This window comes from Acinetobacter higginsii (genome assembly GCF_000369845.1).
GTDB lineage: Bacteria > Pseudomonadota > Gammaproteobacteria > Pseudomonadales > Moraxellaceae > Acinetobacter > Acinetobacter higginsii.
In genome coordinates this window covers 207144-230903 of the sequence record NZ_KB850213.1, presented here as the reverse complement: position 1 = coordinate 230903, position 23760 = coordinate 207144, and the positions used below count along the sequence as shown (strand labels likewise).

The following is a 23760-nucleotide window of genomic DNA, read 5'->3' as shown; positions in this document are numbered from 1 at the left end:
TTTATAACCTAGGATTTTCTTTAGTCTATTGATCATGAATAAAAAATTTAAACTATTTAGCTCATTCATTGGGTTCATATGTTTTCTTTATGGATGTAACAACCCTAACCAAGAGACTAAAAGCTCTCAATCTACAGTCATTATTCCTCAAATAAAATATACTGGTGAAGGAGACAATGCCAGTTATAGCGAGGCAACTATAAACATTGAAGGGTCATGTTTATATTTTGAGAATAGGGAAAATAGAATTCTTCCTATTTTCGCAACTCAAGAAGCTTATTGGGATTCTAAAAAAAATGTTTTAGTGGTTGATGAAAAAGAATACAAAAATGGAGAAGTAATAGCATATGGAAGTGGAGAGCCTTACCCTATTGATCTTAATACCGACAAATGGATTATTAAACCAGCAAATTCTTGTAGTTTAAAGAAAGGCATTATTATTAATAAATTAATACAACCTTTAATTAAATAACTTAAATCACGATAACGTTGATAAAATCAATTTAGTCGTGATTTAAGCTTTATATTTAAATACTGACCTTAGCCTTTCTGCACTAAATAACGATATTCAGTATTACTGTTTTCATCCAGACTTTCTTCTTTTAACACCAACTCGTGTCCGAGATGCATACAAAACTTTGGAATATCCCATGATGTAGACGGATCTGTAGCAAGTACCTCAACCACATCGCCAGACTTGGCTTTGCGAATGGCTTGGTGCAACATCATCACAGGTTCAGGGCAACGTAAACCTCGCGTATTGATTTGAACAGCAGGAAGTTTTGGTTGTTCAGACATCATAAAACTCAAATATTCGAAGATTCACATTTTAGCATAAACCGCTCATATAAAAATCATCAACAGTGTTTTGAAAAACTGTACGTTTTTTACATAGTATTATTGATGCATATCCGCTTTATCTTCGGTATGATGAAAATCATCTAATTGATATAGAGAGTCTTTAGGAAAGATCATGGTCGAGGAATCCAGTCCATCGTGGGGTATGCGTGGCTTAAGAAAATGGTTAGGTACCGCACCTGAAACCCGCGATGAATTACTCAAGTTAGTTCAAGACTCACGTCGCTTTTTAGAGCCAGATACTGTTGCTATGCTTGAGGGTGTTCTCGATCTGCCAGCAACCAAGATTCGAGAAGTCATGACGCCGCGTACAGCGATTATCAGTTTGCAGGAAGATGATCAATTACTTGATATTCTGCATGTGCTGATTGATTCGGCACATTCGCGCTTCCCGGTATTCTCTGCGGATCAAACGGATAATGTCGTTGGTATCTTATTAGCGAAAGATCTATTGCCCTTCTTAACCGAGCGCAATGTCAAAGTCGATATTCGCTCACTGATGCGTCAGCCTGTATTTGTACCTGAAAGTGCACGTTCAGACCAAGTGCTGCGCATGTTGAAAAATACCCAAACCCATATTGCAATTGTCATCGATGAATATGGTTCGACTTCTGGTTTGGTTACTCTTGAAGATATTCTCGAAGAGATTGTCGGTGAAATTGAAGATGAGCACGATATCGCAGATGAAGAAGCACTGTATATCGTACCAGACAATGATCCGACCACAGCCAATACTTGGATTGTGCAGGCACTTACACCAATCGAACACTTCAACACTATTTTAGATGCAGATTTTTCTGACGATGAAGTTGAAACTATGGGCGGTTTACTGCTGCAAGAGATTGGTTTAGTGAGCGATTTACAAGGTCAAACCATTGAACTTGGAGATTGGCAATTTACCATTATTGAAGCAGATGCACGCACTATCCATCTGATTCGAGCTGTCCGTCAATGAGAACCCATTTTGAGAAGCTGTTAAATCCATCTCAAGCACAAACTCAGCTTCCTTTTATTTTTCCACTGTTGATTGCACTAATTTCAGGTGCAATCTTTAGTTTGGCTTTAGCCCCCTACTATTTTTGGTGGCTTGCGATTCTGTCACCTGCATTATTGTATGCGGTATTGCGTCAACGTAGTCCACGCCAAGCCTTTGCGCTCGGTTGGGCTTATGGTTTTGGTTTATGGTTTGTCGGCGCATTCTGGCTGTATACCTCAATCCATACCTATGGCGATACCAATGCCTTTCTAAGCATTTTGATGATTGTCTTTATGGCAGCCGCAATGGGCTTATTTACCGCATTTCAAACATGGTTGTATCGTCGCTTCTTCCCAGAAACACCGTTAACTTTCGCGCCACTCTGGGTGTTGTTTGAGTGGGCCAAAACTTGGGTATTCACAGGTTTCCCATGGTTATTTGCGGGTTATGCCTTCACTGAACGCTTACTCGATGGCTATGCACCTTTATTCGGGGTCTATGCCGTTTCATTTGTCGTGATTGTATTGGCCTGTGCCTTGGTTGAGATTTTAAACCGTCGTTGGTTCTGGGCCATTCCTTCTGCACTTCTCGTATTAGGTGCTTGGGGCGCTGGTTTTATTCAATTTGTGCAGCCTAAAGCAGCGAAGCCGCTGAGTGTTTCACTGATTCAAGGGAATATTCCGCAAGATCTGAAATGGCTGACTGAATATCAGATTAAAACCTTAGAAATCTATGCCACCCTGACGCGCGCAGAATGGGGCCGTGATCTTATCGTTTGGCCTGAATCCTCAATTCCAATGTTCCAGACCGATATTCAAGAGTTCTTGGATGCAATGTCGGCACAAGCCAAGAAAACTGATACCGCTTGGGTCACAGGTATTCCCTATTGGGATCTAGCCAAATCGCAGCAAGTGGGTGAACCGTTGTATTACAACAGTATTATGGCATCGGGTAGCGATTCCTTTGGCTTGTATAAGAAACAACGTTTAGTACCCTTTGGCGAATATATTCCATTGTCAGGCATGCTGAAATGGGTACTTCCTGCGATGCAGAACGATGTCAGCATGAGTGGTTTTTCACGCGGTGAAGCCAATCAAAAACCGCTGACTGTGAAAGGTCATGCACTGGCAGCCGCCATTTGCTATGAAGTAGCCTATCCAAACCTGACCCGTCGTAATGCTGCTAATAGTGACTTCTTAATCACCGTGTCGAATGATGCATGGTTCACGGGGACGGCTGGACCTTGGCAACATCTGCAAATGGTACAGATGCGTGCCAAAGAAAATGGTCGTTGGTTTATTCGCGCCACCAATACTGGTGTGACCGCATTTATTGATCAGCATGGTCATATTGTTAAACAGGCGCCAATTGATCAAGAAGCGGTATTACGTGGTGACTTACCTGCCATGCAAGGGCAAACACTCTACAATCGTTTGAGTGATTACCCGATCTTGATTTTCTCATTGCTTTTATTGATCGTAGGCTGGATCTATCGCCCACGTAAAGTTGATATCAGCTTCAAATCACGTCGATAAATTACAGTAACTTTGTGCCCAGAGGAACATCAAACTCTGGGACACAAAGTGCGACATCCCCATCTGCATTATGAAAACCTGTCACCAAGCACTCTGATTGAATCGGTCCAATCTGCTTTTTCGGGAAATTCACGACAGCAACCACCAATTTTCCAATCAAACTCTCAGGCTGATACAGCTTGGTAATTTGCGCACTGGATTTTCTGATCCCAAGTTCTTCACCAAAATCCACCTGCAAAATATAAGCGGGTTTTCGCGCTTGTTGAAACACTTCCGCTTGAATGATTCTACCCACACGTAATTCAACCTTAGTAAAGTCATTCCATTCGATCTGTTGCATGCTTTTTCCTTTTCTCTCTTTTAAGCCCAGTTGCAGCATAGCGAATCTATCCAACTCAATAAATACGCTTATTTTTATTTTCAATTGAGCAACTTCATGCTAAATTAATTTTGCTGATCATAAAGCCGTAAACGTTTACGTCAATCAACGTGCCAACATATCTCCAACAAGGCTTGGAGCTATTTGATCAAGATATTTTTTATCTTGGATAAGGCACTGGCGTTTGTTGGTTTACGGAGTAAAAAATGCAGAGTTCAAAATCTTCTAGTTTTAATTTTCAAAAAATTCCTAATCGTTACGCATCCATTGTTTTACCCTTCTTCTTGTCCATTATTATGACTTTTATTGTGTCTTGTATTAGTACGCTCAGAAGTATGGGTTTTGAGCAGTTCTCTTTTGCAACGTGGATGTCAGCATGGGGAATTTCTTGGCTGATCGCATTTCCTGTGCTGCTCTTGGTCTTGCCTATCGTGCGTAAAATGACAATGCTCTTGGTGCGACCAGTTTAACTTTAGACCAAAAAAACGTAGATCTTGAGTCTACGTTTTTTTGAATATCTTCGGCTTAGACATTAATCGATAATTGCACCGATAAATACGCCACGAGACTCGATAAAAACAGCATTGGAATATATCGATAGGCTTTAAATACAAGCTGCTCATATTTAGAAATCAGCTCATGGTTATCCCAAACACTGGTTTTTAAGGCGCTTAAAAAACACAATACAAACCATGCACTCAACATACTCAGTGCAAAAAAGCCGATCATGATTTGACTGCTTCCTTCTGAAGCTTGCCACAAGGTTAAAGCACCTTCACTAAAGGGTAATAGACTTAAGATGAGCAATACAGATTTAAGCATTGCCCAATGAAACTGATTCAGTTCATCCAACATAAAGAATGCTTTCATCTGATTTCTCCACATCTTTTTTCAATGGCTTGAATTTATTATGCAAAGCTTTGATCTAAAGAAATAGTCTATTTTTCTGCATAATTTCTTTTTCTTGTAACTATCAAATATGGGAATAATTCTTATTATAACTCTCACATATTCAATATTTTATTGATTATATATTTTTCAAATAGTTATGTTGTTTTATTTAATTAAGAAACATTATCACTTCACTCTCTATTTATTTAATTCAAAAGTGAAGTGATATTTTATTCTACATTATGGCTGATAATAAATATCCGCATCATTGCCTTCACCACCTTCTTTACCATCCGCGCCAAACGAATATAAATCAAATGCACGACCTTCACGACCTGGAATTACATACTGTAAATCATTTTCCCAACTGTCTTTTGGATAGCCACCTTTGACATAACCACCCGGTAACCAATTTTTTGCAGAAGCAGGTTGATTCACCAATGCATCTAAGCCGCCATCTTGCATCGATGGGTAACGACCATTATCTAATTTATATTGATCTAAAGCACCCGCGACACCTTTTAAGGTAATACTGGTGGTATCCACTTTAGCCTTTTCACCACGCCCCATCACGTTTGGAACGATCAATGCTGCCAAAACACCAAGAATTACAATAACAACCATCACTTCAATGAGTGTAAATCCTGAGACCCGATTAAACCGGGCAACGCTCGGTCGGGTCGCAAGACGAGAAGCTATGCTTCGAGTGGCAGGATTAAGATTATACTCTGACTCTGAGTTGCAAGATTCTGCAACAGGAGAAGCATTCAAGCTACGTCCAACATTTTGTTTATCCATTGAATTATTCATATTCATCTCTTGCATGTCACTCATTAGATCATATTGTTCATATTAATAATTGGCAACATTACCGCAATCACAATCACCAATACAATTGCTGCCATAAAAATCAGCATCAAGGGTTCGAGTAACGCCAGTAAAGTTGAAATAAAGGTGGTTACCTCACGATCTTGCATGGTCGATGCACGATCCAACATCCGGTCCAGTTCACCAGACGCTTCACCACTTCGAATCATTTGTACCATCATTGGTGGAAAATAACCGCAACGCTCCAACTGTGTTGCCAAATTACCACCTTCTGTTACACGCTCCATTGCCACTTCAATCGCATCACGAATCACCCAGTTATTGCTGACTTCCGCCCCAATACGCAAGGCTTCGACCAAAGGCACACCTGAACGAGTCAGAATCGATAAGGTACTGGCAAAACGTGCCGCATTTATACCACGCGAAAGTTTACCAAATAGTGGTAATCTGAGTGTTAATCGGTCAAATGCATAATGTCCCGCATTGGTTCTTAAAAAACGGGTAAATACAATAATGGCAATAAATGCAAGAATGAGCATGCCAATCCAAGTATGCCGAATAAAGGCACTGGCCTTCATCAATGCGACCGTGATCCAAGGCAAGGCTTCTTTACTTTGTTCAAAGGTTTTGACGATTTCAGGCACGACGTAGGTCATCAGGCCCATCACAATCCCGAAAGACATCAACATCAGTACAATCGGATAGATCATCGCGCCCTGCACTTTCTTCTGCATGGCAAAACGATTTTCGGTGTAATCCGACAACTGATCTAAGATTAAATCAAGATGGCCTGAGCGCTCGCCTGCAGCAACGGTGGCAATATACAGTTCGGGAAATCGACCCGATTGCTGCATACTTTTCGCCAGTGAATGTCCTTCCAGAACCTTGGACCGTACGGCGATTAATAGGTTTTGCACATGTGATTTTTCACTTTGTTTACTCACTGCACGCAGTGCTTCTTCAAGTGGAATACCTGCAGCAACTAACACAGAAAGCTGGCGGGTCATCAGTGCCAAATCATAGGCACTAAAGCTTTTTTTAAACCATGAACGTTGTTGCTGTTTGTCTTTTTGCTCAACGGCATCGACCGCAATGGGTGTCCATGCTTTATCGCGTAACTGTTGACGAATTTGGCGTGCAGAATCCCCTTCCAGCACACCTTTATGTTGCTTTCCTGAGGCATCAAGCGCGGTAAATTGATAAGCAGGCATGGTTCTGTTCTAATTGTCCCAAAATAGTTGTTGTTACAGTTGCATCCGTGTTTGAAGTGAAACCTGAGCGTTTCACAAGAAATTCATCGACATAACACTTCGCACTTTAGCATAATTCCATGACATGCAGTCATGCCATTTTACCCATGAATGAAGCCTATATGCCTAGCCAAAATTCTAACGCTATTCTCTACCGTATTCGAGTCGCGATACCCGTCTATGTGTATGACACCTTTGACTATACAGTCAGTGCTGAGCAATATGCACAAGCACAAATCGGTGCACGCGTTGCCATTTCTTTTGGGCGGCAAAACCTCGTGGGAATTATTACTGAAAAAGTAGATCCTCACGAAGTATTTACAGGACAATTCAAACTTAAGGCCATCACAGAATTACTTGATCAGGAAACGATTCTAGACCAACAAGTTTTAACTTTGTTGACATGGTCAGCACAATATTACCAATTCCCGATTGGTGAAGTGATGCAAAGTGCCCTGCCCAGCTTATTAAGACAAGGGCGAGCCTTAGATATCCTGTTTCATTTATGGAAGATCATTCCCCATGAAGACCCAGCCTCTTTATTAAAACGCTCTCAAAAACAATATGATGCTTATCAGGTTCTTAAACTGCATCCAAACGGCACCACTGAAAATGTGCTCAATCTAAGTGGTGTAGAAACCTCAACCCTCAAAGCCCTAGAAAAGAAAGGCTTGGTTGAATGCTGTCTTGAACCACATGATTTCACCCCAACACCAGTACAACTGGCACAAGTACCTTTGACACCGAACGAAGATCAAAAGAAAGCGATTCAACAGATCCTCAAAGTGCAGCATCAATACCAAGCATTTTTATTGGATGGTTTGACCGGCAGTGGTAAAACTGAAGTCTATTTGCAAGTCATGTATGAGGTATTAAAACAAGGTAAACAGGTGCTGGTACTGGTACCTGAAATTGGCTTAACCCCGCAAACGGTCGCTCGTTTTAAGTCACGCTTTCATTGTGATGTTGCCTTACTACATTCAGGCTTAAATGATTCAAAACGCATGCAGGCGTGGCAACATGCGCAAACGGGCAAAGCCTCGATTATTATTGGTACACGTTCTGCAATTTACACCCCACTCCCTCAGCTGGGTTTAATTATCTTGGATGAGGAGCATGATCTCTCCTTTAAGCAGCAAGAAGGTTTCCGCTACCATACCCGTGATGTAGCCCTATATCGTGGTCATTTACAGAACTGCCCTGTCATTCTCGGATCTGCAACACCAAGTATCGACAGTTATCACTTGGTAGAATCGGGCAAATTACATTTGCTTGAACTAAATCAACGTGCGGGCGTGGCGGTACTGCCGAAAATGCATGTGGTTGATTTAAAAATCGCAAAAAAGAAGCACGGACTCAGCCAAACGCTCATCGAACAAATCAAGCATACGTTAGAGCGTAAAGAACAAGTGCTGATCTTTTTAAATCGACGCGGCTATGCACCGATCCTGATGTGTGAAAGCTGTGGTTGGCAAGCCAACTGCCCACATTGTGATGCGCATTTTACTTTGCATTCACAGCCCTATCATTATTTACATTGCCATCACTGCGGCACCATCAATCGCCTGCCTGATCATTGTCCTGCATGTCAGAAACAAAGCTTAAAAACCATTGGTGCAGGCACAGCAAAACTTGAAGAACACTTACAAGAGTTATTCCCACACCATGAAGTGATTCGGGTCGATCGTGACAGTACCAGCAAAGTGGGTAGCTGGCAGAAAATTTATGATCGCATTCAGCAAAATAAACCCAATATTTTATTGGGTACACAAATGCTAGCCAAAGGTCATCATTTCCCACATGTGACGCTCGTTGCGATTTTAGATATTGATGCAGGCTTGCTCAGTGTCGACCCACGTGCACCTGAGCGAACCGCACAGTTGATTGTACAGGTCGCCGGCCGTGCTGGTCGAGGCGAGCATAAAGGCAGTGTCTATTTACAAAGCCTACGCCCCGATCACCCGATGTTGACCACTTTAATTGAGCATGACTACCGTACAGTCGCCAAACAAATGCTGGCTGATCGTAAAATCGCACTCCTTCCACCCTATCGCTATGCGGTATTGGTTCGGGTTGAATCTAAAGATCGGGATTATAGTCAGCAATTCTTAGCGGATATTGCACAACAATTACGGACAATGGCTGGAGATTTAGTCGACATTTGGGGACCGATTCCCGCACCGATGGAACGTAAAGCAGGCCGTTATCGTGCACATATGGTGATTTTGTCTAGCGATCGAGCAAAACTGCATTTTTATTTGCGCCAATGGTGGCAACACGTCGTACACTTACCTCGCCAGCATCTACTAAGGCTATCGATTGATGTTGATCCGCAAGAGTTTAGTTAGAGGCTTAGTCTGAGCGTGTTCAAGTCATCGAACGTTTTCCAATATCATATTTTTACAGACGACTCATTTGAGTTAGTCTAGACAAAATAGAAAAATTTGAGGCATTCAATGTCTTTACTGCTACCGATTATTTTTTTACTGGCTGCGACTTTAATTTTTGTTCCATTAGCAAAACGTTATGCCACCAATACTGTTCTGGGTTATCTGATTGCAGGACTGTTACTTGGCTCCAGTGTTTCAGGCCTGATTGAAGATCCTCAGCTCATCAAGCAGTTGCTACATTTTGGTATGATTGCAGTCATGTTCTTTGTCGGTTTTGCTTTTCGACCACAACAACTTTGGCTCGAGCGTAGAGGCATTCTAAAAAACAGCGGATTACAACTCCTAATCATTACTCTTGTTCTGATTGGCGCATGTTTTTTACTGTTTAATGATGTGCTAACCAGTCTGATTCTCGGATGTGCTTTAGCGCTATCCGCAGTCGCTTTACCATTACAACTCCTAGAAAAAAAACAGCAACTCAATAACAAATTAGGACAAGCGACTTTAGCAACCTTGCAATTTCAAGCCTTTGTTGCCGCTATCTTGATTGTGTTATTTCCATTACTTGAAGACACTGCTTCTACACGGCATGGCATTGCCTATTTTGCAGCAATCATCGCGACATTTTCAGGATTATTCTTAGCCAGCCGTTATTTAGTGCGCCCAGCATTCCGTTTCTTAGCACGGAAAAATAGTATCCATCTGATTCCTGTTCTTAGCTTATTGGTGCTGCTGAGCGTGATCTTGATTATGGATATTCTCAATATCCATATATTGATTGCTGCATTTTTAGCAGGATTACTGCTCGCAGAAACCGAATTTAAAAGTGAAGTTGAACGCATTCTTGAACCCTTTAAAGATGCTGCAACAGGACTATTTTTTCTGGCGATTGGCTTGGGGCTTTCACTGCAACCCCTTGTCCAAACACCATTATTGATCATCGCATCAATCTTTGGTTTAGTTGTGATCAAGGCTGCTGTTGTTACAGCAATCAGCTATTACCAACAGCGCCACGCCAAACTCAGTATCCTGTTTGCAATCACCTTGGCGCAAAGCGGCGAACTCAGTTTTATTCTGCTCAAGCTGGCAGAAAGTGAGAACTTGCTGACCAAAGGTCTTCTGCAACCGACCTTACTCATTGTATTTGGTTCAATGCTCTTGACCCCACTGCTGTATTGGTTATTGGATTCAAAAGTTTTGCCAAAATTGCAGAAGCAGGTGGCAGTAAAGATTGACGATGTCCCTCAACACCCGATTCTTATTTTGGGCTTTGGCCGTTTTGGACAAGTCATCGCACGGGCCTTACACGCTCAAGGCAAACAATTCAGTGTCATTGATAGCAATCAACCCGACGCTGATTTTATTGAACAATATGGACATCGTTTCTTTGATGCCGATGTCACCCAAGTCGAGAACTTACGTGCTGCAGGCATTGAATATTGTAAATTATTGATTATTGCAATTGATGATGTGGAAGACAGTATGAATCTGGCGCGGCATCTACGTTTGAACTATCCAGATTTAACCCTTTTTGTACGAGCACGTGACCGCCATCATGCGCATTTACTCAATGATTTAGGCGTACAACATATTTGGCGTGAAACCTATGCTTCATCGTTAAATATGGCACAACAGGCATTGATTGAAACGGGTCTCTCCGTTGAAGATGCACATATTCAAATTGAGTGCTTTAAACAGGAAGATGAACAGCTGCTCCTGCAGCAGCATTGGTCCCATGATCAACAAGATGTCCTTGAAAACTACCCAAGTGCGATTGCAGAACTTGAGTATTTATTTGAAAACACAAAAACTTTAAGATCAGATCGCTTGAGCAATGATCAAAACACACAAAGTGATGCAAATTCACTCAATGAAATATCTTGAGTTTTGGCAAACTGACACCATTATTGACTGCATACCATGCACCTTTTTATAAAGCCTGAAGTGCTTTACAAGGCAAAGCGTTGCTTTGTTTTCCCCTTAGGGGATACTGGAGAAAAATATGTCTGATTTACGCCAACGCTTTTTTATCGAAGACTGCCCTGTTCGCGGTGAAGTCGTGCATTTAGAAGAAGCGCTTCAAACAATTTTGGCGCAACGTGAATATATGCCTGCGGTACAAAGCCTGTTAGGTGAGATGCTCAGTGCAACAGCCTTACTTGCCAGTACACTCAAAATTCGTGGCCGGATTAGTTTACAGATCCAAGCAAATGGAACTTTTAAATGGGCCATGGCTGAGTGCAACCATTTAGGTGAAGTTCGCGCATTGGCCGATTATGAAGAAGATCCTCGTTTCGTTGAAGGTGGCGACAGTCGTACTGTGCTTGCAGCTTTAACCAATCCAGTGCTGTTCATCAACATTGAACCTGAACACGGCGAACGCTATCAAGGGATTGTCCCACTTGATCAACCGACCTTGGCAGGTTGTTTGACACAGTATTACGATTTGTCTGCACAGATCCCAACCCATATTGTATTGGCAACCAATAACCAACGTTCGGGTGGTCTATTGATTCAGCTGCTTCCTCGTAATGATGAAGAAGAGCAAAAGTTGGTTGATGAAGATCTATGGCCACGTTTGACCATGCTCACTGAAACCCTTAAACCAGAAGAGTTAACCGATCTTCCTGCAAATGAAATCCTCTATCGTTTGTATAACGAAGAAGAAGTGCGTTTACCTGAAGTTGAGCAGTTAAAGTTTGGCTGTACCTGTTCGAAAGAACGTTGTGCCAATGCCTTGATCCAAATCGGCGTGACTGCAGTTCATGAAACACTGGAAGCTCAAAACCCAATCCAAATGGATTGTCAGTTCTGTAATACACGTTATGAATTTACTGCAGAAGAAGCTTTAGGTTTGTTCGGTGAACATTTAAGTTAATTGACTAAATGTTAAAAATAAAAAAAGACGGGCTTCCGTCTTTTTTTATTTTGTATTAAGGTCTATGCGATAAAACAATTTTCAAATCTCCCAAGAACATAGACCTAAAATTTACCTTATGAATTACTTCGAATACTTGCTGTTTATCATCAGTGTGGTTGTACTGATTGCCACGCCTGGTCCTGTGATGATTTTGGTCGCCAGTGCCGGCCTTAAGGGTGGCTATAAAAAAGCACTAGAGACAATTTTTGGAACCAACTTTGCGTCTTTAATCCTGATTTTTATTTCCGTACTCATTCTCAAGGGTTTTCTCACGATTGATGAAAACTACCTAAAAGCCATTCGTATACTAGGTTGCCTTTATATTGCTTATCTGGGCTATAGCATTATTAAAGAAGTGCTTCAGGCACCTCATCCAACCGCCATCCAAACCGTGTCTGCACAAAGCGGTGGCTTTAAAAAAGGCTTTCTGGTGGGTATTTCAAATCCGAAAGACATCATCTTCTTTTCAGCCTTTTTCCCGCAGTTTATTCATATCTCACCGAACATCAATTTCAGTTTAAGCCTACTGACTGTAACCTGGATTATTTTGGACTTTCTAACCCTGTCTTTGGTGTATCTGTTCTTCCGCAGTCTCTCTCAAAATAGTATCTATCCCAAGATTCTGGGACTATGTGGCGTCCTGCTAGTCTTGATTGCACTTTATGGTCTGGTTGATACCTTTCTCTAGTCAATGGCTTCAATCAAGGTCTAAATCCGTTCGCTACTGCAGAGAAAGACAACAGAACAAGTCTTATACAATCGAATCCATTGAAATCTCTTGGATTCGTTTCATAATGAAATAAACACATCATTATATTTATTATAGATCATGGCAAAAAATTATTATGAAGAGCTTGGTGTTTCAAGAGACGCCACAGCAGATGAAATCAAAAAAGCCTATCGGAAACTGGCGCGCAAATACCATCCTGACATTAGCAAAGAAGCCGATGCAGAAACTAAAATGCAGGCCATCAATGTTGCCTATGACACCCTAAGTGATAGCACCAAGAAAGCAGAATATGACCAAATGCTAGATCATCCTCAGGGCTTTTCTAATGCAGGTCAAGGCCAGCATAGTGGTTTTGATGGTTCACAGTTCTATCGTCAAAGCTCCGGTGATGGGGCTGACTTTAGTGGCTTTGAAGATTTATTTGGCCGTTTTGGTTCTGGCTTTGGCGGCGGACAACAACGTTCACAGCGCCAACAACGCAGCTATCGTGGTGAAGACCAGCACGCCAGCATTCAAGTTGATTTAGATATTGCCTATCACGGTTCAACTCAACAAATTACCCTACAGATTCCGACTTATAACGTCTATGGTGAACCTGAGGTACAACGTAAAACCTTGGAAGTTAAAATTCCAAAAAGCATGAAAGAAGGTCAACAAATCCGCCTCAATGGTCAAGGTCAAAGTGGTGTTAACGGCGGTGAAAATGGTGATCTGTATATCGAGATTCAATATAAAGATACTGATCGAATTCGTGTTGAAGGTGCTGATGTCTATCAAACCATTGATGTCAGTCCTTGGGAAGCAGGTATAGGGCAAAGTATAGAACTCAGCACCCCTGCTGGACAGCTCAAAGTAAATTTACCCAAAAATGCAAAAAATGGGCAACAACTACGTTTAAAAGACAAAGGAATTCCAAACAAAACTGCAGGACATTTGTACCTAATCATTAATATTGTTTTACCGCCAGTGCACAATGAGCAAGATCAGCAAGCTTATCAACAATTTGCCGATGCATTTGCTTCATTCCGACCTCGTGCCTCATAAGGAGTAAGATCATGACAACCATTCAATACAAAGAAATTCAATATGACGGTCACAGCCAAGTTGAAATCATTGATGAACAATTGGCACTTGATCTCGAACACTTCGCCGAAGCATGCGGTCAAAGTACCGACTGGGTATTAAAACTGATTGATTATGATATTTTGCAAATCTCTGTAGAACCACAAAGCTATCAGTTTATTGGTGAAGATGTCAGTCGAGCCAGACGTGCCTATCGTTTGCAACGCGACTTTGATGCCAGTTTGTCTGCTGTTGCGGTGATGCTGGATTTAATCGATGAAGTACAGCAACTTCGTAAACAACTCAAACATTTTCACTAAGCCATCATTAGAGCTTGACCAAGCCCAAACTATTTAAGCTTGGTCATTTTCTCCACTTCTTTCAGCGTTTGCTTAATCGGTTCATAATCCAAAAACCAGAGCAGATTAAAATTACGCTGCCGATGTTGCTGAGCCAACAAATCAATCACACTGCGTTCACCACGCCCAACCAAATGCTGTCGATAAAAATAATATAGCAACATCACTGTACTCATCAGCATCACACCCAGCATGATCCAAAAGCCAACAGGTGACTTCAGCCCAGGGATAAATTCAAAGTTCATCCCATAGACCCCAGTCAATAAAGTCAGTGGTGCAAAGATGGCGGTAATAATCGCCAAGATGCGCATGTTCTCATTGGTTTGATTGGCAATTGCAGAGAAATGCAAATCGATGGCTGATTGAATGGCATTTCTTAAACGTAGCGTATGCTTTTGCACCCGCTCCACATGACTCATCAAATCGTTCAGACGTACTAACAGAATATCTTGCGCTTTATGCTTATGTTCACCCACCACATGATGATAATTATCGACCAGTTCATCTCTAAATTCCTGCAAGGTTTCGATCTGCTCTTCACAGAGATTTTCGATTTGCTGAAAGGCCATATCTTCATGGAACAATTGATGCCACTGCTTAAAACGACGATTGCCCTGTAAAAGTTGTTGTTGCCAATATTCGACACGGCGGGTTAAGGGTGTGCGTAAATTCAGATAACCATCAATCATGCTATTCAATAAGCGTAAGCATAAATCTGCGGGGGTGCTGGCTAACTTACGTGGTTTATTCTGCTCGGTACTCGGTCGTCCCATAATGGTCTGAATACGCTGAATATAGCTCTCTACTGCCTGATTGCCCTGCTCTCTCACACTCACCAAAACCGTAGGTGTTAAGATAAAACTCATAGGTGTGGTCGCCAAACCAAAAACACTTTCATGTGATTCTGAAGCACTCTCATTTGCCAAAATCTGGTCGTCCGGGCTAATCAGTTTGCGAAACACCAACAGGTCATATTCCTCGACTGTATCAAATGCGCAAGGGTGTTCGATATTGAGTAAATCCCGCAAATGGAATTCATTCAGTACCAATCCTGTATGCTCATAAATATTCTTCTGCCAAGCCTCTGTATGATTCACCAGATCCTGCCTAAGACTATCAACCCATAAAAATTCAAGCGTATGTTCTGTTTGTTGTTCCGCACTGATAAAAATCGTATTTTCACTGTTATGACGATAAAAATAATAAAGTTGCATAGGACAATAGAGATTAGGATGGCGATAGAAATGCTGCCACGAAGCCAGATAAAAAGCTACGGCTATTACAGGACTGAAACGACATCCAATAAAAAAGCCTCACATGCACAGCATGGAGGCTTTTCCGAATCTCAGGAAGATTACACTTCTTTCTTTTCAATCACACCATATTTAAGGGCTTGGTCAAGTTGCTCTTTGTCCAAGGCATTGTCCCATTTTGCCACCACGATTGTGGCACAAGCATTACCCACCAAGTTGGTTAATGCACGGCATTCTGACATGAAACGGTCGATACCCAGAATCAATGCCATACCTGCGACTGGAATTGCAGGAACAACCGACAGGGTTGCAGCCAAGGTAATAAAGCCCGCACCAGTAATCCCTGCTGCACCTTTAGAGCTCAGCATCGCCACCAATAGAATGGTGATTTGTTGAGTGAGGGTTAACTCAATATTACAAGCTTGGGCAATAAACAATGCCGCCAAAGTCATGTAAATATTGGTACCATCCAGGTTAAATGAATAGCCTGTTGGAATGACTAAACCCACCACCGACTTTTCACAGCCCGCTTTTTCCATTTTTGCCATCAATGACGGTAATGCTGCTTCTGATGAGCTTGTTCCGAGTACCAACCAAAGTTCGTCTTTAATATAACGAATCAAGTCAATAATCGAGAAGCCGTTATAACGTGCCACTGCGCCCAAAATAATAATCACGAACAGCAAAGCAGTAATGTAGAAGGTCGCAATCAATAACATCAAATTACCGATTGAACTGATCCCATAAGCACCAATGGTAAAGGCCATGGCACCGAATGCACCAATCGGCGCAAACTTCATCAACATACCGACTAAGGTAAATACTGGCGTGGTGAGCTGCTGTAGAAAATCAGTGACTGGACGACCCAAATCACCTGATTTTGCCAATGCCAAACCAAACAATACCGCAACAAACAGGACTTGAAGAATTTGACCTGATACAAATGGACTGACCAATGTATCTGGAATAATATTCATCAAGAAGCCGGTAATGGTCGACTCATGTGCTTTGGCAGCATATTCATCTACTTTGGTACTGTGCAAGCTACTTGGATCAATATTTAGACCATGACCAGGTTCAATTACATTTCCGACGATGAGGCCCACAATCAAAGCCAAGGTTGAAAATGTCAGGAAGTAAATCATGGCCTTCGCGGTCACACGACCAACGCTGCCAAGATTTTTCATGCCTGCAATCCCTGTCACAACGGTCAGGAAAATTACAGGAGCAATAATCATTTTGACTAATTTAATGAAGGCTTCGCCCAATGGCTTTAAGCTTTCACCCAGTTCTGGGAAGAAATGACCTAATAATATCCCCGCGACAATCGCGAAGATGACTTGCACATAAAGAATCTGGTAAAACTTTGGTTTCTTTGGAGGTTGTTGGTCATCTTGACCTGTGGCGACATGATCGACAAGCATGTGCGATATTCCTTCATATTGAGATGAACAAATAGACTTCCGACTGTCTATTTAAAACCACATAAACACAGGCAGGCACGGAAATTTGGGGAATTCTACGTTAATTGTGGGGCACACAATTAAAGCATTAGACTAATGTCTAATATCAAGAAATTTTATGTTTATAGTTTTTAATTTTTATGTCTTTAACAATCATTTACTTAATAAAAAAGCGCATTGTTAAAACAATGCGCTTTTTTTAAGCAAAATGCTTGCTAGCATTAAGCTTGTTCAATGTCTTTCATTGTCAACTTGATACGACCACGGTTATCGACATCAGCAACTTGTACTTTAACGTCCTGACCTTCTTTTAATACGTCAGTCACATTCGCAATACGCTCATTTGAGATTTGTGAAATGTGAAGCAAACCATCAGTACCTGGCATGATATTGACGAATGCACCAAATTCAACGATACGAATGACTTTACCTGCGTAGATTGTACCTGGCTCAACTTCTGCAGTAAGCGCTTGGATTTTCGCAATCGCAGCTTTCGCAGCCGCTTTAGTTTCACCAAACACGCGTACAGTACCGTTATCTTCGATATCAATCGCCGCTTTAGTCTCTTCAGTAATCGCACGGATGGTTGCACCACCTTTACCAATCACGTCACGGATCTTGTCAGGGTTGATGTTGATCACTTCAAACGTTGGCGCATGTGCATTGATTTCTGAACGTGCACGTGAAATGACTTTGTTCATTTCATTCAGGATGTGCATACGACCAGCAAATGCTTGGTTTAATGCAACTTCCATAATCTCTTCAGTAATCCCTTCGATCTTGATGTCCATTTGAAGTGCAGTAATACCGTTGGCAGAACCTGCGACTTTAAAGTCCATATCACCTAAGTGATCTTCATCACCCAAGATGTCAGAAAGAACGGCAAAGCGCTCACCTTCTTTTACTAAGCCCATTGCGATACCCGCAACTGGTGCTTTCAATGGTACACCAGCATCCATAAGTGACAATGAAGCACCACATACAGAAGCCATAGAAGATGAACCGTTAGATTCAGTAATATCAGATACGATACGGATCACGTACGGGAAGCGATCAGCTGCAGGAAGAACTGCTTGAACACCACGACGTGCTAAACGACCATGACCGATTTCACGACGCTTAGGACCTGATTCACGACCCGTTTCACCGACAGAGTATGCAGGGAAATTGTAGTGCAACATAAAGTTGTCAGTTTTGGTACCAGACAACGTATCAACCATCAAGGCATCACGTGTATTACCCAAAGTCGTTGTAACCAATGCTTGAGTTTCACCACGGGTGAATAATGCAGAACCGTGCGCACGACCTAATACACCAACCTGAACGTCGATACCACGAACAGTCTTGGTATCACGACCATCGATACGCGGCTTACCAGATAAGATGTTGTCACGTACAGTACGGTATTTCAGATCTTCAAATAATTCGTTCACTTCATCAGCAATACCAGTTTCGTCATTTTCAGGAACAAACTGTGCAACTGCTTCTGCATAAAGTGCATCAAGTGCTGCATAACGATCTTGCTTTACTGCAATGGTATATGCTTCAGAAATTTTCGCTTCGAAAGCAGCTTTTAATTGCTCAAGAAGTGCTTCGTTTTTGCTTGGAGCAACCCAAGTAGATTCAACTGCGCCCGCAGCAGCAGCAAATTCTTTAATCGCTTGAACCGCAATTTGCATTTCGTCATGACCGAAAAGTACAGCGCCAAGCATTTGATCTTCTGAAAGTTCTTTCGCTTCAGATTCAACCATAAGCACAGCTGATTCTGTACCCGCAACTACAAGGTCAAGGTCAGATTGAGCAAGTTGTTCAAAATTCGGGTTAAGAACGTATTCACCATTGATTAAACCAACACGTGCGCCAGCAATTGGGCCACGGAACGGCGTACCCGCAATCGACAATGCTGCCGAAGCACCAAGCATCGCAGCGATATCAGCATCCATAGTTTTGTCAGAAGACACAACTGTTGCTGTTACTTGGATTTCGTTGAAATAACCTTCTGGGAACAACGGACGAATCGGACGGTCAATCAGACGTGAAATTAAAGTTTCAGCTTCAGACGCACGACCTTCGCGCTTACCGTAACCACCAGGGATACGGCCAGCAGCATATTGTTTTTCTTGATAGTTAACAGTTAGCGGGAAAAAGTCTTGACCCGCTTTTGCTTTAGGCTGAGCCACAACCGCAACGAGCACAGTCACACCACCCATAGTGACTAAAACTGTATTTGCTTGACGTGCAACGCGACCCGTTTCTAAAACAACTTGGTGTTGACCAAATTGGAATTCTTTACGAACGATATTAAACATTGACATGTATTATATTTTCCTAGTTTTATTCTAGTGAGACCCCTAAGGTTTGGCATTCAGACTACAACTGCTGTGTAGATAAATGACAAAGCTTAGAAGCCATCGCACTAGATCAAAATTTTAAATAAATTTAAACACAAAGAAGGAGCGAACAAGCGCCCCTTCTAAAGTCATCTAAGATAAATTAGATGAAACTCTCTTTTCAGCAATAAAGCATAGCAACATGCGAAATAGCGAAAACAAAGTAAAATCGAATTAACGACGTAAACCTAATGCGCCGATCAAAGCAACATAACGACCGTGATCTTTACCGTTTAAGTAGTCAAGTAATTTACGACGTTGGTTAACCATACGGATCAAACCACGACGGCTGTGATGGTCGTGTTTGTGTTCTTTAAAGTGACCTTGCAAATCATTGATTTGAGCAGTCAATAAAGCAACTTGTACTTCAGGTGAACCAGTGTCGTTTTCAGCACGAGCAAATTTAGCGATGATCTCTGCGCGATCAGTGTTAGTTAAAGCCATTCGATTTCTCCGAGATGCTTACAAAAATAAAATGATAATGATCAGTTGAAACCAACCGACTGCCGTGCATCACTACAGCAAGGCGCTTATTTTAAGTGATCTATCGCTATATTGCAAAATTGTTTTATATCCGCTGGCAATTCGGCAGCTGACAGCGCTATACAAAATAGGCACACTAGCCTGATTCTGTTTTCAATTTATGACAGAGAAGAAAGAAAACGAAAATATTGCGAGGGAATCGTGAAAATTTTATCAACCAATACCTGTTATGTACCACATGACTTAAATCAAGTCATTCGCAGTAAAGATGAAGTCTCGGCTGAATCGGGTGGCATGACTGAGAGACAAATTCAAAAGATATGGAACAGTGTTGAAGGTCTATATAAAACAGGCAATTATCCACTCATTACTTTATGTTTACGTCGTCAGGGGAAAATTCTTTTAAATCGTAGCATCGGTTATGCGCAAGGTAACTCTCCAGATGGCTTAGCCACCGATGCCAAGATTGGGACACCAGATACCCCAGTTTGCCTGTTCTCTGCCTCCAAAATGGTCACGGCGATGTTGATTCATATGTTGGATGAACGTGGTGAGCTAAATTTACTTGATCCGATTAGTTATTACATTCCGGAATATGGCGTAAATGGTAAACGTCGGGCGACCATTTTCCATTTGCTCTCCCATCGTGGTGGTATTCCACGTATCGACACTGAAGTCACACCAGAACTTCTGTTTAATCAAGATGATATTTTAAAACTGCTCTGTGCCGCCAAACCCGTTTCTCCTTCAGGGACTCATCTTGCCTACCATGCGGTTACCGCAGGTTATATTCTGGGTGAAATCGTTCAACGGGTAACAGGTCAAAGCGTTCGAGAGTTTTTGGCTGAACACATTGAAAAACCAATGGACTTGGATTATTTCAACTATGGTTTAAAACCTGAATATCGTGCCGATGTTGCCTTGAACTATGCCACAGGTATCCATCCAAGTTTAGGCACAGATCATTATCTCAATCATGTACTCGGTGGCGGTCTACAGCTTGCAGTCGATGTCACCAATGATACCCGTTTCATGGACACTATTTGCCCAGCTGGCAACATCTATACCAGTGCTGAACAAGCAGGACGTTTTTTTGAAATGCTATTAAGTGGCGGAGAATATCAGGGCAAACAAATTATGACTGCTCAAACCGTATTCCGCTCCACCCTGCCAACCTCTGGTGTTAGCTTAGATCGTACCTTATTAGCACCAATGCGCTATGCGCTGGGTCCAATGCTCGGCAGTAATCCTGTCGGCTTGTTTGGCCCAATGACAGGACAAGCTTTTGGCCATATTGGCTTTTCCAATATTCTATGCTGGGCTGATCCTGAACGGGATATCAGTGTATCGCTGTTAACCACAGGCAAATCTGTGGTCGGTACCCACTTACCAGCCTTAGCAAAAACACTTTATCAAATCTCAACCAACTGCCCAAAGATTCCAAAAAATCAACGTCGTTCACTATTTGCAACCGATCGTACCGAAGCAGACTTGGTCTAAGGGCTATTCATCCAAATCACACGCACAAAAAAGCCCAAGTTAAACTTGGGCTTTTGCGCTTGAACTTATCATTCTTCTTAATTTTGTTATTTTTTATTCTTTTTTTCTATACCATTCAGACCCTCTGAATGCAGACTCCACACCCTTCTCTTTTATTGTTCTTTCTCTTGCTATTCGCTTTTCCTATACCGACTATTCTGTCAGATTCAATTGTGAAGAAAAATAGCATTTCTCTTATCTCTGTGTAAGAAAAAACGTACAAGTCTGTATAACATTTAACTTAATAATAACAAAAAATTGTCAGACAATAAGTTTTATATTTCTTCCTTTTATTTGATCATTGAATTGAAGCGAAATAGACTCACATTCTGAAAAGCATGAATTTTCACATATTCTCAGAATACTTTATGAACGATATAGATTATGTTGATTTTATAGTGAATTTTGACATGAAAATAAAAAAGCCCTGTAGTCTCTCCCAAAACTACAAGGCTTAGCGGCTGTAAGTTTCCTCTTTTATCACTTACTTCACTGTAAGTTCGCTGTCATACGACGTTATTATTATATTTTTGCGATTTACCTAGCTTTCCATGCTAGGCTCTTTGTGTGTACATAATCTCAAAAACCTTGCGCTTGCTCTAGCGACAATATCTCGAATCCTTGTAAGCTTTTACTTACAAAATAGTGAATTCTAAAGAATAAGTTCACAATCTGTTCAAATTGATCTTTTGCACTAAACCGCTACGGCGAACAGTCCGTATCGTCAATGCCTGCTGCAAAGCCTTTGAATCAGCCAAAATACTCACCACTTTTTTAGCACGGGTGACTGCGGTATAGATCAATTCCTGACTCAACAGCTTCTCGGCATGCGCATCTAAAACAATCGCGGTATGGGTAAATTCCGAACCTTGTGATTTATGAATGGTTAAAGCAAAGGCGGTTTGCATACTGCGTGGCAGTCGATGCGCTGCAATCCATTTATTTAAGCTTAGAAAAAGGACTTCAAATTGCTGTGACTGGGTGCGATGTTTAAAACAGATCCCGATATCACCATTAGAAATCCCAAGCTGATAGTCATTATAGGTCATCATTACAGGACGCCCGATATACCAGTCTCCAACAGCAATTTGTTTGAGTTGCTGATTGAGCCAATGCCCGGCATAACGATTCAGTTGCTCAATTCCCAATGGCCCATGCCGAACTGCCGTTAAGATTCGATAATCATCAAAGGCTTGAATCACCTTCTGGATGTGCTCGGCAGGTTCATCTGCCTGTATATAATGTTTCAAAGCTTCGATATAAGCTTGAAATCCAGCCATTAACTGATGTTGATAAGGTTCAATCTCCACATCCTGCTGCTCGGGTAGATATTCCAACTGGATCAGGTCAGGCATATCTTTATTTAAGGAAATCGTTTGCAAAGATGCAGCCTGAACAATTTCCGCCTCTAGTTTTGATAAAACTAAATCAGGGCTGCTGAAATCTTGCTGGGCCTGAATAAATCGTGCGAATTGCCCAATCTTGGCTTCACCAGAGAAACGACGGCTGGTCTGTAGCTGGACTCGGTTTTCAGCCAATGCCTGTACTTGCTGTAAATCAGCCAAAACTGAGCCGACATCAACCGAAGCCAACTGATTGGCATCACCAAGCAAAATAATTCGGCATTGATCTGGGACTGCTTCAAATAACAGGGTTGCCAAATTTAAATCCAGCATGGAGGCTTCATCCACCACAATCACATCATATGGCAGAGGCTGTTTGGGATGAAAGCGTGGCATTTGTCGATTGCCCATGCCCAGTAAACGGTGCAAGGTCTGCGTGGTTTGATTACGCAACTCATCTGTAATTAAACCTGATTCCAATAATTTTGGATCATTCAATGAGTTCTGTAATGCTTCCTGCATACGTTGCGCGGCTTTACCTGTCGGTGCTGCCATGGCAATACGAATATCAGGTATGGTCTGGTTGAGGGCTGCAATAATACGTGCCAAGGTATAGGTTTTACCTGTCCCTGGCCCGCCGGTAATAATGCTCAGGCCTTGTTGCAGCACCATTTTCAGTGCAGCCTGCTGGTGCACGTCACTCAATAAGTCTTGATAATGTTCGGTATCAACAACCTGAATCGTTTGTCGCTTTAATCGACAAATCTGCTGTGCGAGGCGTTGCTCTAGATGCCAATATCGGTATAATGCCAAGCCCTGCTGATCATAGACACACGGCGCGACTTGCGTCACTGCAATTTCACTCGAAATGGCCAAATCAGCCAGTGCTTCAATCTGTGCTGGATCAGCCTCAATACAACTGTCGCCTTGTAAACTGGCTTCAACCAGTTGTTGTAGTACCTGTGCAGCGTTAACTGATTGAGTAGATTGAGAAAATGGTGCTTGTGAGAGATAGTCACTCCACATATTTAACCATGTCATTTGTGCTGACTGATCATCAACTTGTTTGTCCACAGAGTTATCCTCAAACTTACCCACACGCTTGTCCACA

General features: G+C 41.9%; 21 protein-coding genes. 11 read left to right on the top strand and 10 right to left on the bottom strand.

The genetic code is table 11. The features are described from left to right. Positions 1-34 precede the first annotated feature (34 nt). Positions 35-472 carry a hypothetical protein gene (locus F885_RS12910; protein ID WP_005315052.1) on the top strand — a complete coding sequence of 146 codons (438 nt, stop codon included), beginning with the start codon at positions 35-37 and terminating at the stop codon, positions 470-472. Between the two features lie 68 nt (positions 473-540). On the opposite strand, the gene tusA is transcribed toward F885_RS12910, so the two are convergent. Then, the gene (gene tusA, locus F885_RS12915) at positions 541-798 is read right to left on the bottom strand and encodes a sulfurtransferase TusA (RefSeq protein WP_004656127.1); all 258 of its coding nucleotides are present in this window, start codon (positions 796-798) and stop codon (positions 541-543) included. A 175-nt stretch (positions 799-973) separates the two neighbouring features. On the opposite strand from tusA, the gene F885_RS12920 reads away from it, so the two are divergent. Next, the gene (locus F885_RS12920; RefSeq protein ID WP_004802396.1) at positions 974-1813 is read left to right on the top strand and encodes an HlyC/CorC family transporter; all 840 of its coding nucleotides are present in this window, start codon (positions 974-976) and stop codon (positions 1811-1813) included. Further along, on the top strand, positions 1810-3369 hold the full coding sequence (lnt, locus tag F885_RS12925) for an apolipoprotein N-acyltransferase (RefSeq protein ID WP_005315036.1): 1560 nt from the start codon (positions 1810-1812) through the stop codon (positions 3367-3369). Before F885_RS12920 ends, lnt begins: the two co-directional genes overlap by 4 nt. Before the next feature lies 1 nt (position 3370). On the opposite strand, the gene F885_RS12930 is transcribed toward lnt, so the two are convergent. Then, on the bottom strand, positions 3371-3709 hold the full coding sequence (locus F885_RS12930) for a tRNA-binding protein (protein ID WP_032812754.1): 339 nt from the start codon (positions 3707-3709) through the stop codon (positions 3371-3373). Positions 3710-3954: 245 nt separating this feature from the next. Between F885_RS12930 and F885_RS12935 the strand changes: the two genes are divergently transcribed. Continuing rightward, entirely contained in the window at positions 3955-4218 is a 264-nt protein-coding gene (locus tag F885_RS12935) for a DUF2798 domain-containing protein (protein ID WP_005200416.1), read from the top strand. A gap of 55 nt (positions 4219-4273) precedes the next feature. Here the strand turns inward: F885_RS12935 and F885_RS12940 are convergent, their stop codons facing one another. From F885_RS12940 to gspF, 3 genes are all read right to left on the bottom strand, one after another. Next, positions 4274-4618 carry a hypothetical protein gene (locus tag F885_RS12940; protein ID WP_005315033.1) on the bottom strand — a complete coding sequence of 115 codons (345 nt, stop codon included), beginning with the start codon at positions 4616-4618 and terminating at the stop codon, positions 4274-4276. Positions 4619-4879: 261 nt separating this feature from the next. Then, on the bottom strand, positions 4880-5464 hold the full coding sequence (gene gspG / locus F885_RS12945; RefSeq protein ID WP_081401672.1) for a type II secretion system major pseudopilin GspG: 585 nt from the start codon (positions 5462-5464) through the stop codon (positions 4880-4882). An 8-nt stretch (positions 5465-5472) separates the two neighbouring features. Beyond that, entirely contained in the window at positions 5473-6678 is a 1206-nt protein-coding gene (gene gspF, locus F885_RS12950; RefSeq protein ID WP_005315020.1) for a type II secretion system inner membrane protein GspF, read from the bottom strand. A 161-nt stretch (positions 6679-6839) separates the two neighbouring features. On the opposite strand from gspF, the gene F885_RS12955 reads away from it, so the two are divergent. The 6 genes from F885_RS12955 (at position 6840) to F885_RS12980 (ending at position 14139) form a co-directional block, all read left to right on the top strand. Then, positions 6840-9065, top strand: a complete 2226-nt coding sequence (locus tag F885_RS12955; protein WP_017402455.1) for a primosomal protein N' — start codon at positions 6840-6842, stop codon at positions 9063-9065. Between the two features lie 108 nt (positions 9066-9173). After that, positions 9174-10991: a cation:proton antiporter domain-containing protein gene (locus F885_RS12960; protein ID WP_005315018.1), complete on the top strand. Its 1818-nt coding sequence runs from the start codon at positions 9174-9176 to the stop codon at positions 10989-10991. A 118-nt stretch (positions 10992-11109) separates the two neighbouring features. Further along, complete coding sequence (hslO, locus tag F885_RS12965; protein WP_005315016.1) at positions 11110-11985, top strand: Hsp33 family molecular chaperone HslO; 876 nt, start codon at positions 11110-11112, stop codon at positions 11983-11985. A gap of 118 nt (positions 11986-12103) precedes the next feature. Then, complete coding sequence (locus F885_RS12970; RefSeq protein WP_005315014.1) at positions 12104-12715, top strand: LysE family translocator; 612 nt, start codon at positions 12104-12106, stop codon at positions 12713-12715. A 141-nt stretch (positions 12716-12856) separates the two neighbouring features. Beyond that, positions 12857-13801: a DnaJ C-terminal domain-containing protein gene (locus tag F885_RS12975; protein ID WP_005315012.1), complete on the top strand. Its 945-nt coding sequence runs from the start codon at positions 12857-12859 to the stop codon at positions 13799-13801. Between the two features lie 11 nt (positions 13802-13812). After that, positions 13813-14139, top strand: coding sequence for a chaperone modulator CbpM (locus tag F885_RS12980; RefSeq protein WP_004802375.1), 327 nt, complete (start codon positions 13813-13815; stop codon positions 14137-14139). Positions 14140-14168: 29 nt separating this feature from the next. Here the strand turns inward: F885_RS12980 and F885_RS12985 are convergent, their stop codons facing one another. The 4 genes from F885_RS12985 to rpsO all read right to left on the bottom strand — a co-directional run bounded on the left by F885_RS12985 (position 14169) and on the right by rpsO (position 19728). After that, complete coding sequence (locus F885_RS12985) at positions 14169-15392, bottom strand: magnesium transporter CorA family protein (RefSeq protein WP_005315010.1); 1224 nt, start codon at positions 15390-15392, stop codon at positions 14169-14171. A gap of 140 nt (positions 15393-15532) precedes the next feature. Continuing rightward, a complete protein-coding gene (locus F885_RS12990) occupies positions 15533-16855 on the bottom strand; it encodes a dicarboxylate/amino acid:cation symporter (RefSeq protein WP_005315007.1) in 1323 nt (440 codons plus the stop codon). A 260-nt stretch (positions 16856-17115) separates the two neighbouring features. Then, on the bottom strand, positions 17116-19203 hold the full coding sequence (gene pnp, locus F885_RS12995) for a polyribonucleotide nucleotidyltransferase (RefSeq protein WP_171066419.1): 2088 nt from the start codon (positions 19201-19203) through the stop codon (positions 17116-17118). Positions 19204-19458: 255 nt separating this feature from the next. Further along, a complete protein-coding gene (rpsO, locus tag F885_RS13000) occupies positions 19459-19728 on the bottom strand; it encodes a 30S ribosomal protein S15 (protein WP_004656162.1) in 270 nt (89 codons plus the stop codon). Between the two features lie 240 nt (positions 19729-19968). On the opposite strand from rpsO, the gene F885_RS13005 reads away from it, so the two are divergent. Beyond that, on the top strand, positions 19969-21267 hold the full coding sequence (locus tag F885_RS13005) for a serine hydrolase domain-containing protein (protein WP_005315005.1): 1299 nt from the start codon (positions 19969-19971) through the stop codon (positions 21265-21267). A 704-nt stretch (positions 21268-21971) separates the two neighbouring features. On the opposite strand, the gene recD is transcribed toward F885_RS13005, so the two are convergent. Beyond that, complete coding sequence (gene recD, locus F885_RS13010) at positions 21972-23690, bottom strand: exodeoxyribonuclease V subunit alpha (protein WP_277607266.1); 1719 nt, start codon at positions 23688-23690, stop codon at positions 21972-21974. Positions 23691-23760: the final 70 nt, after the last annotated feature.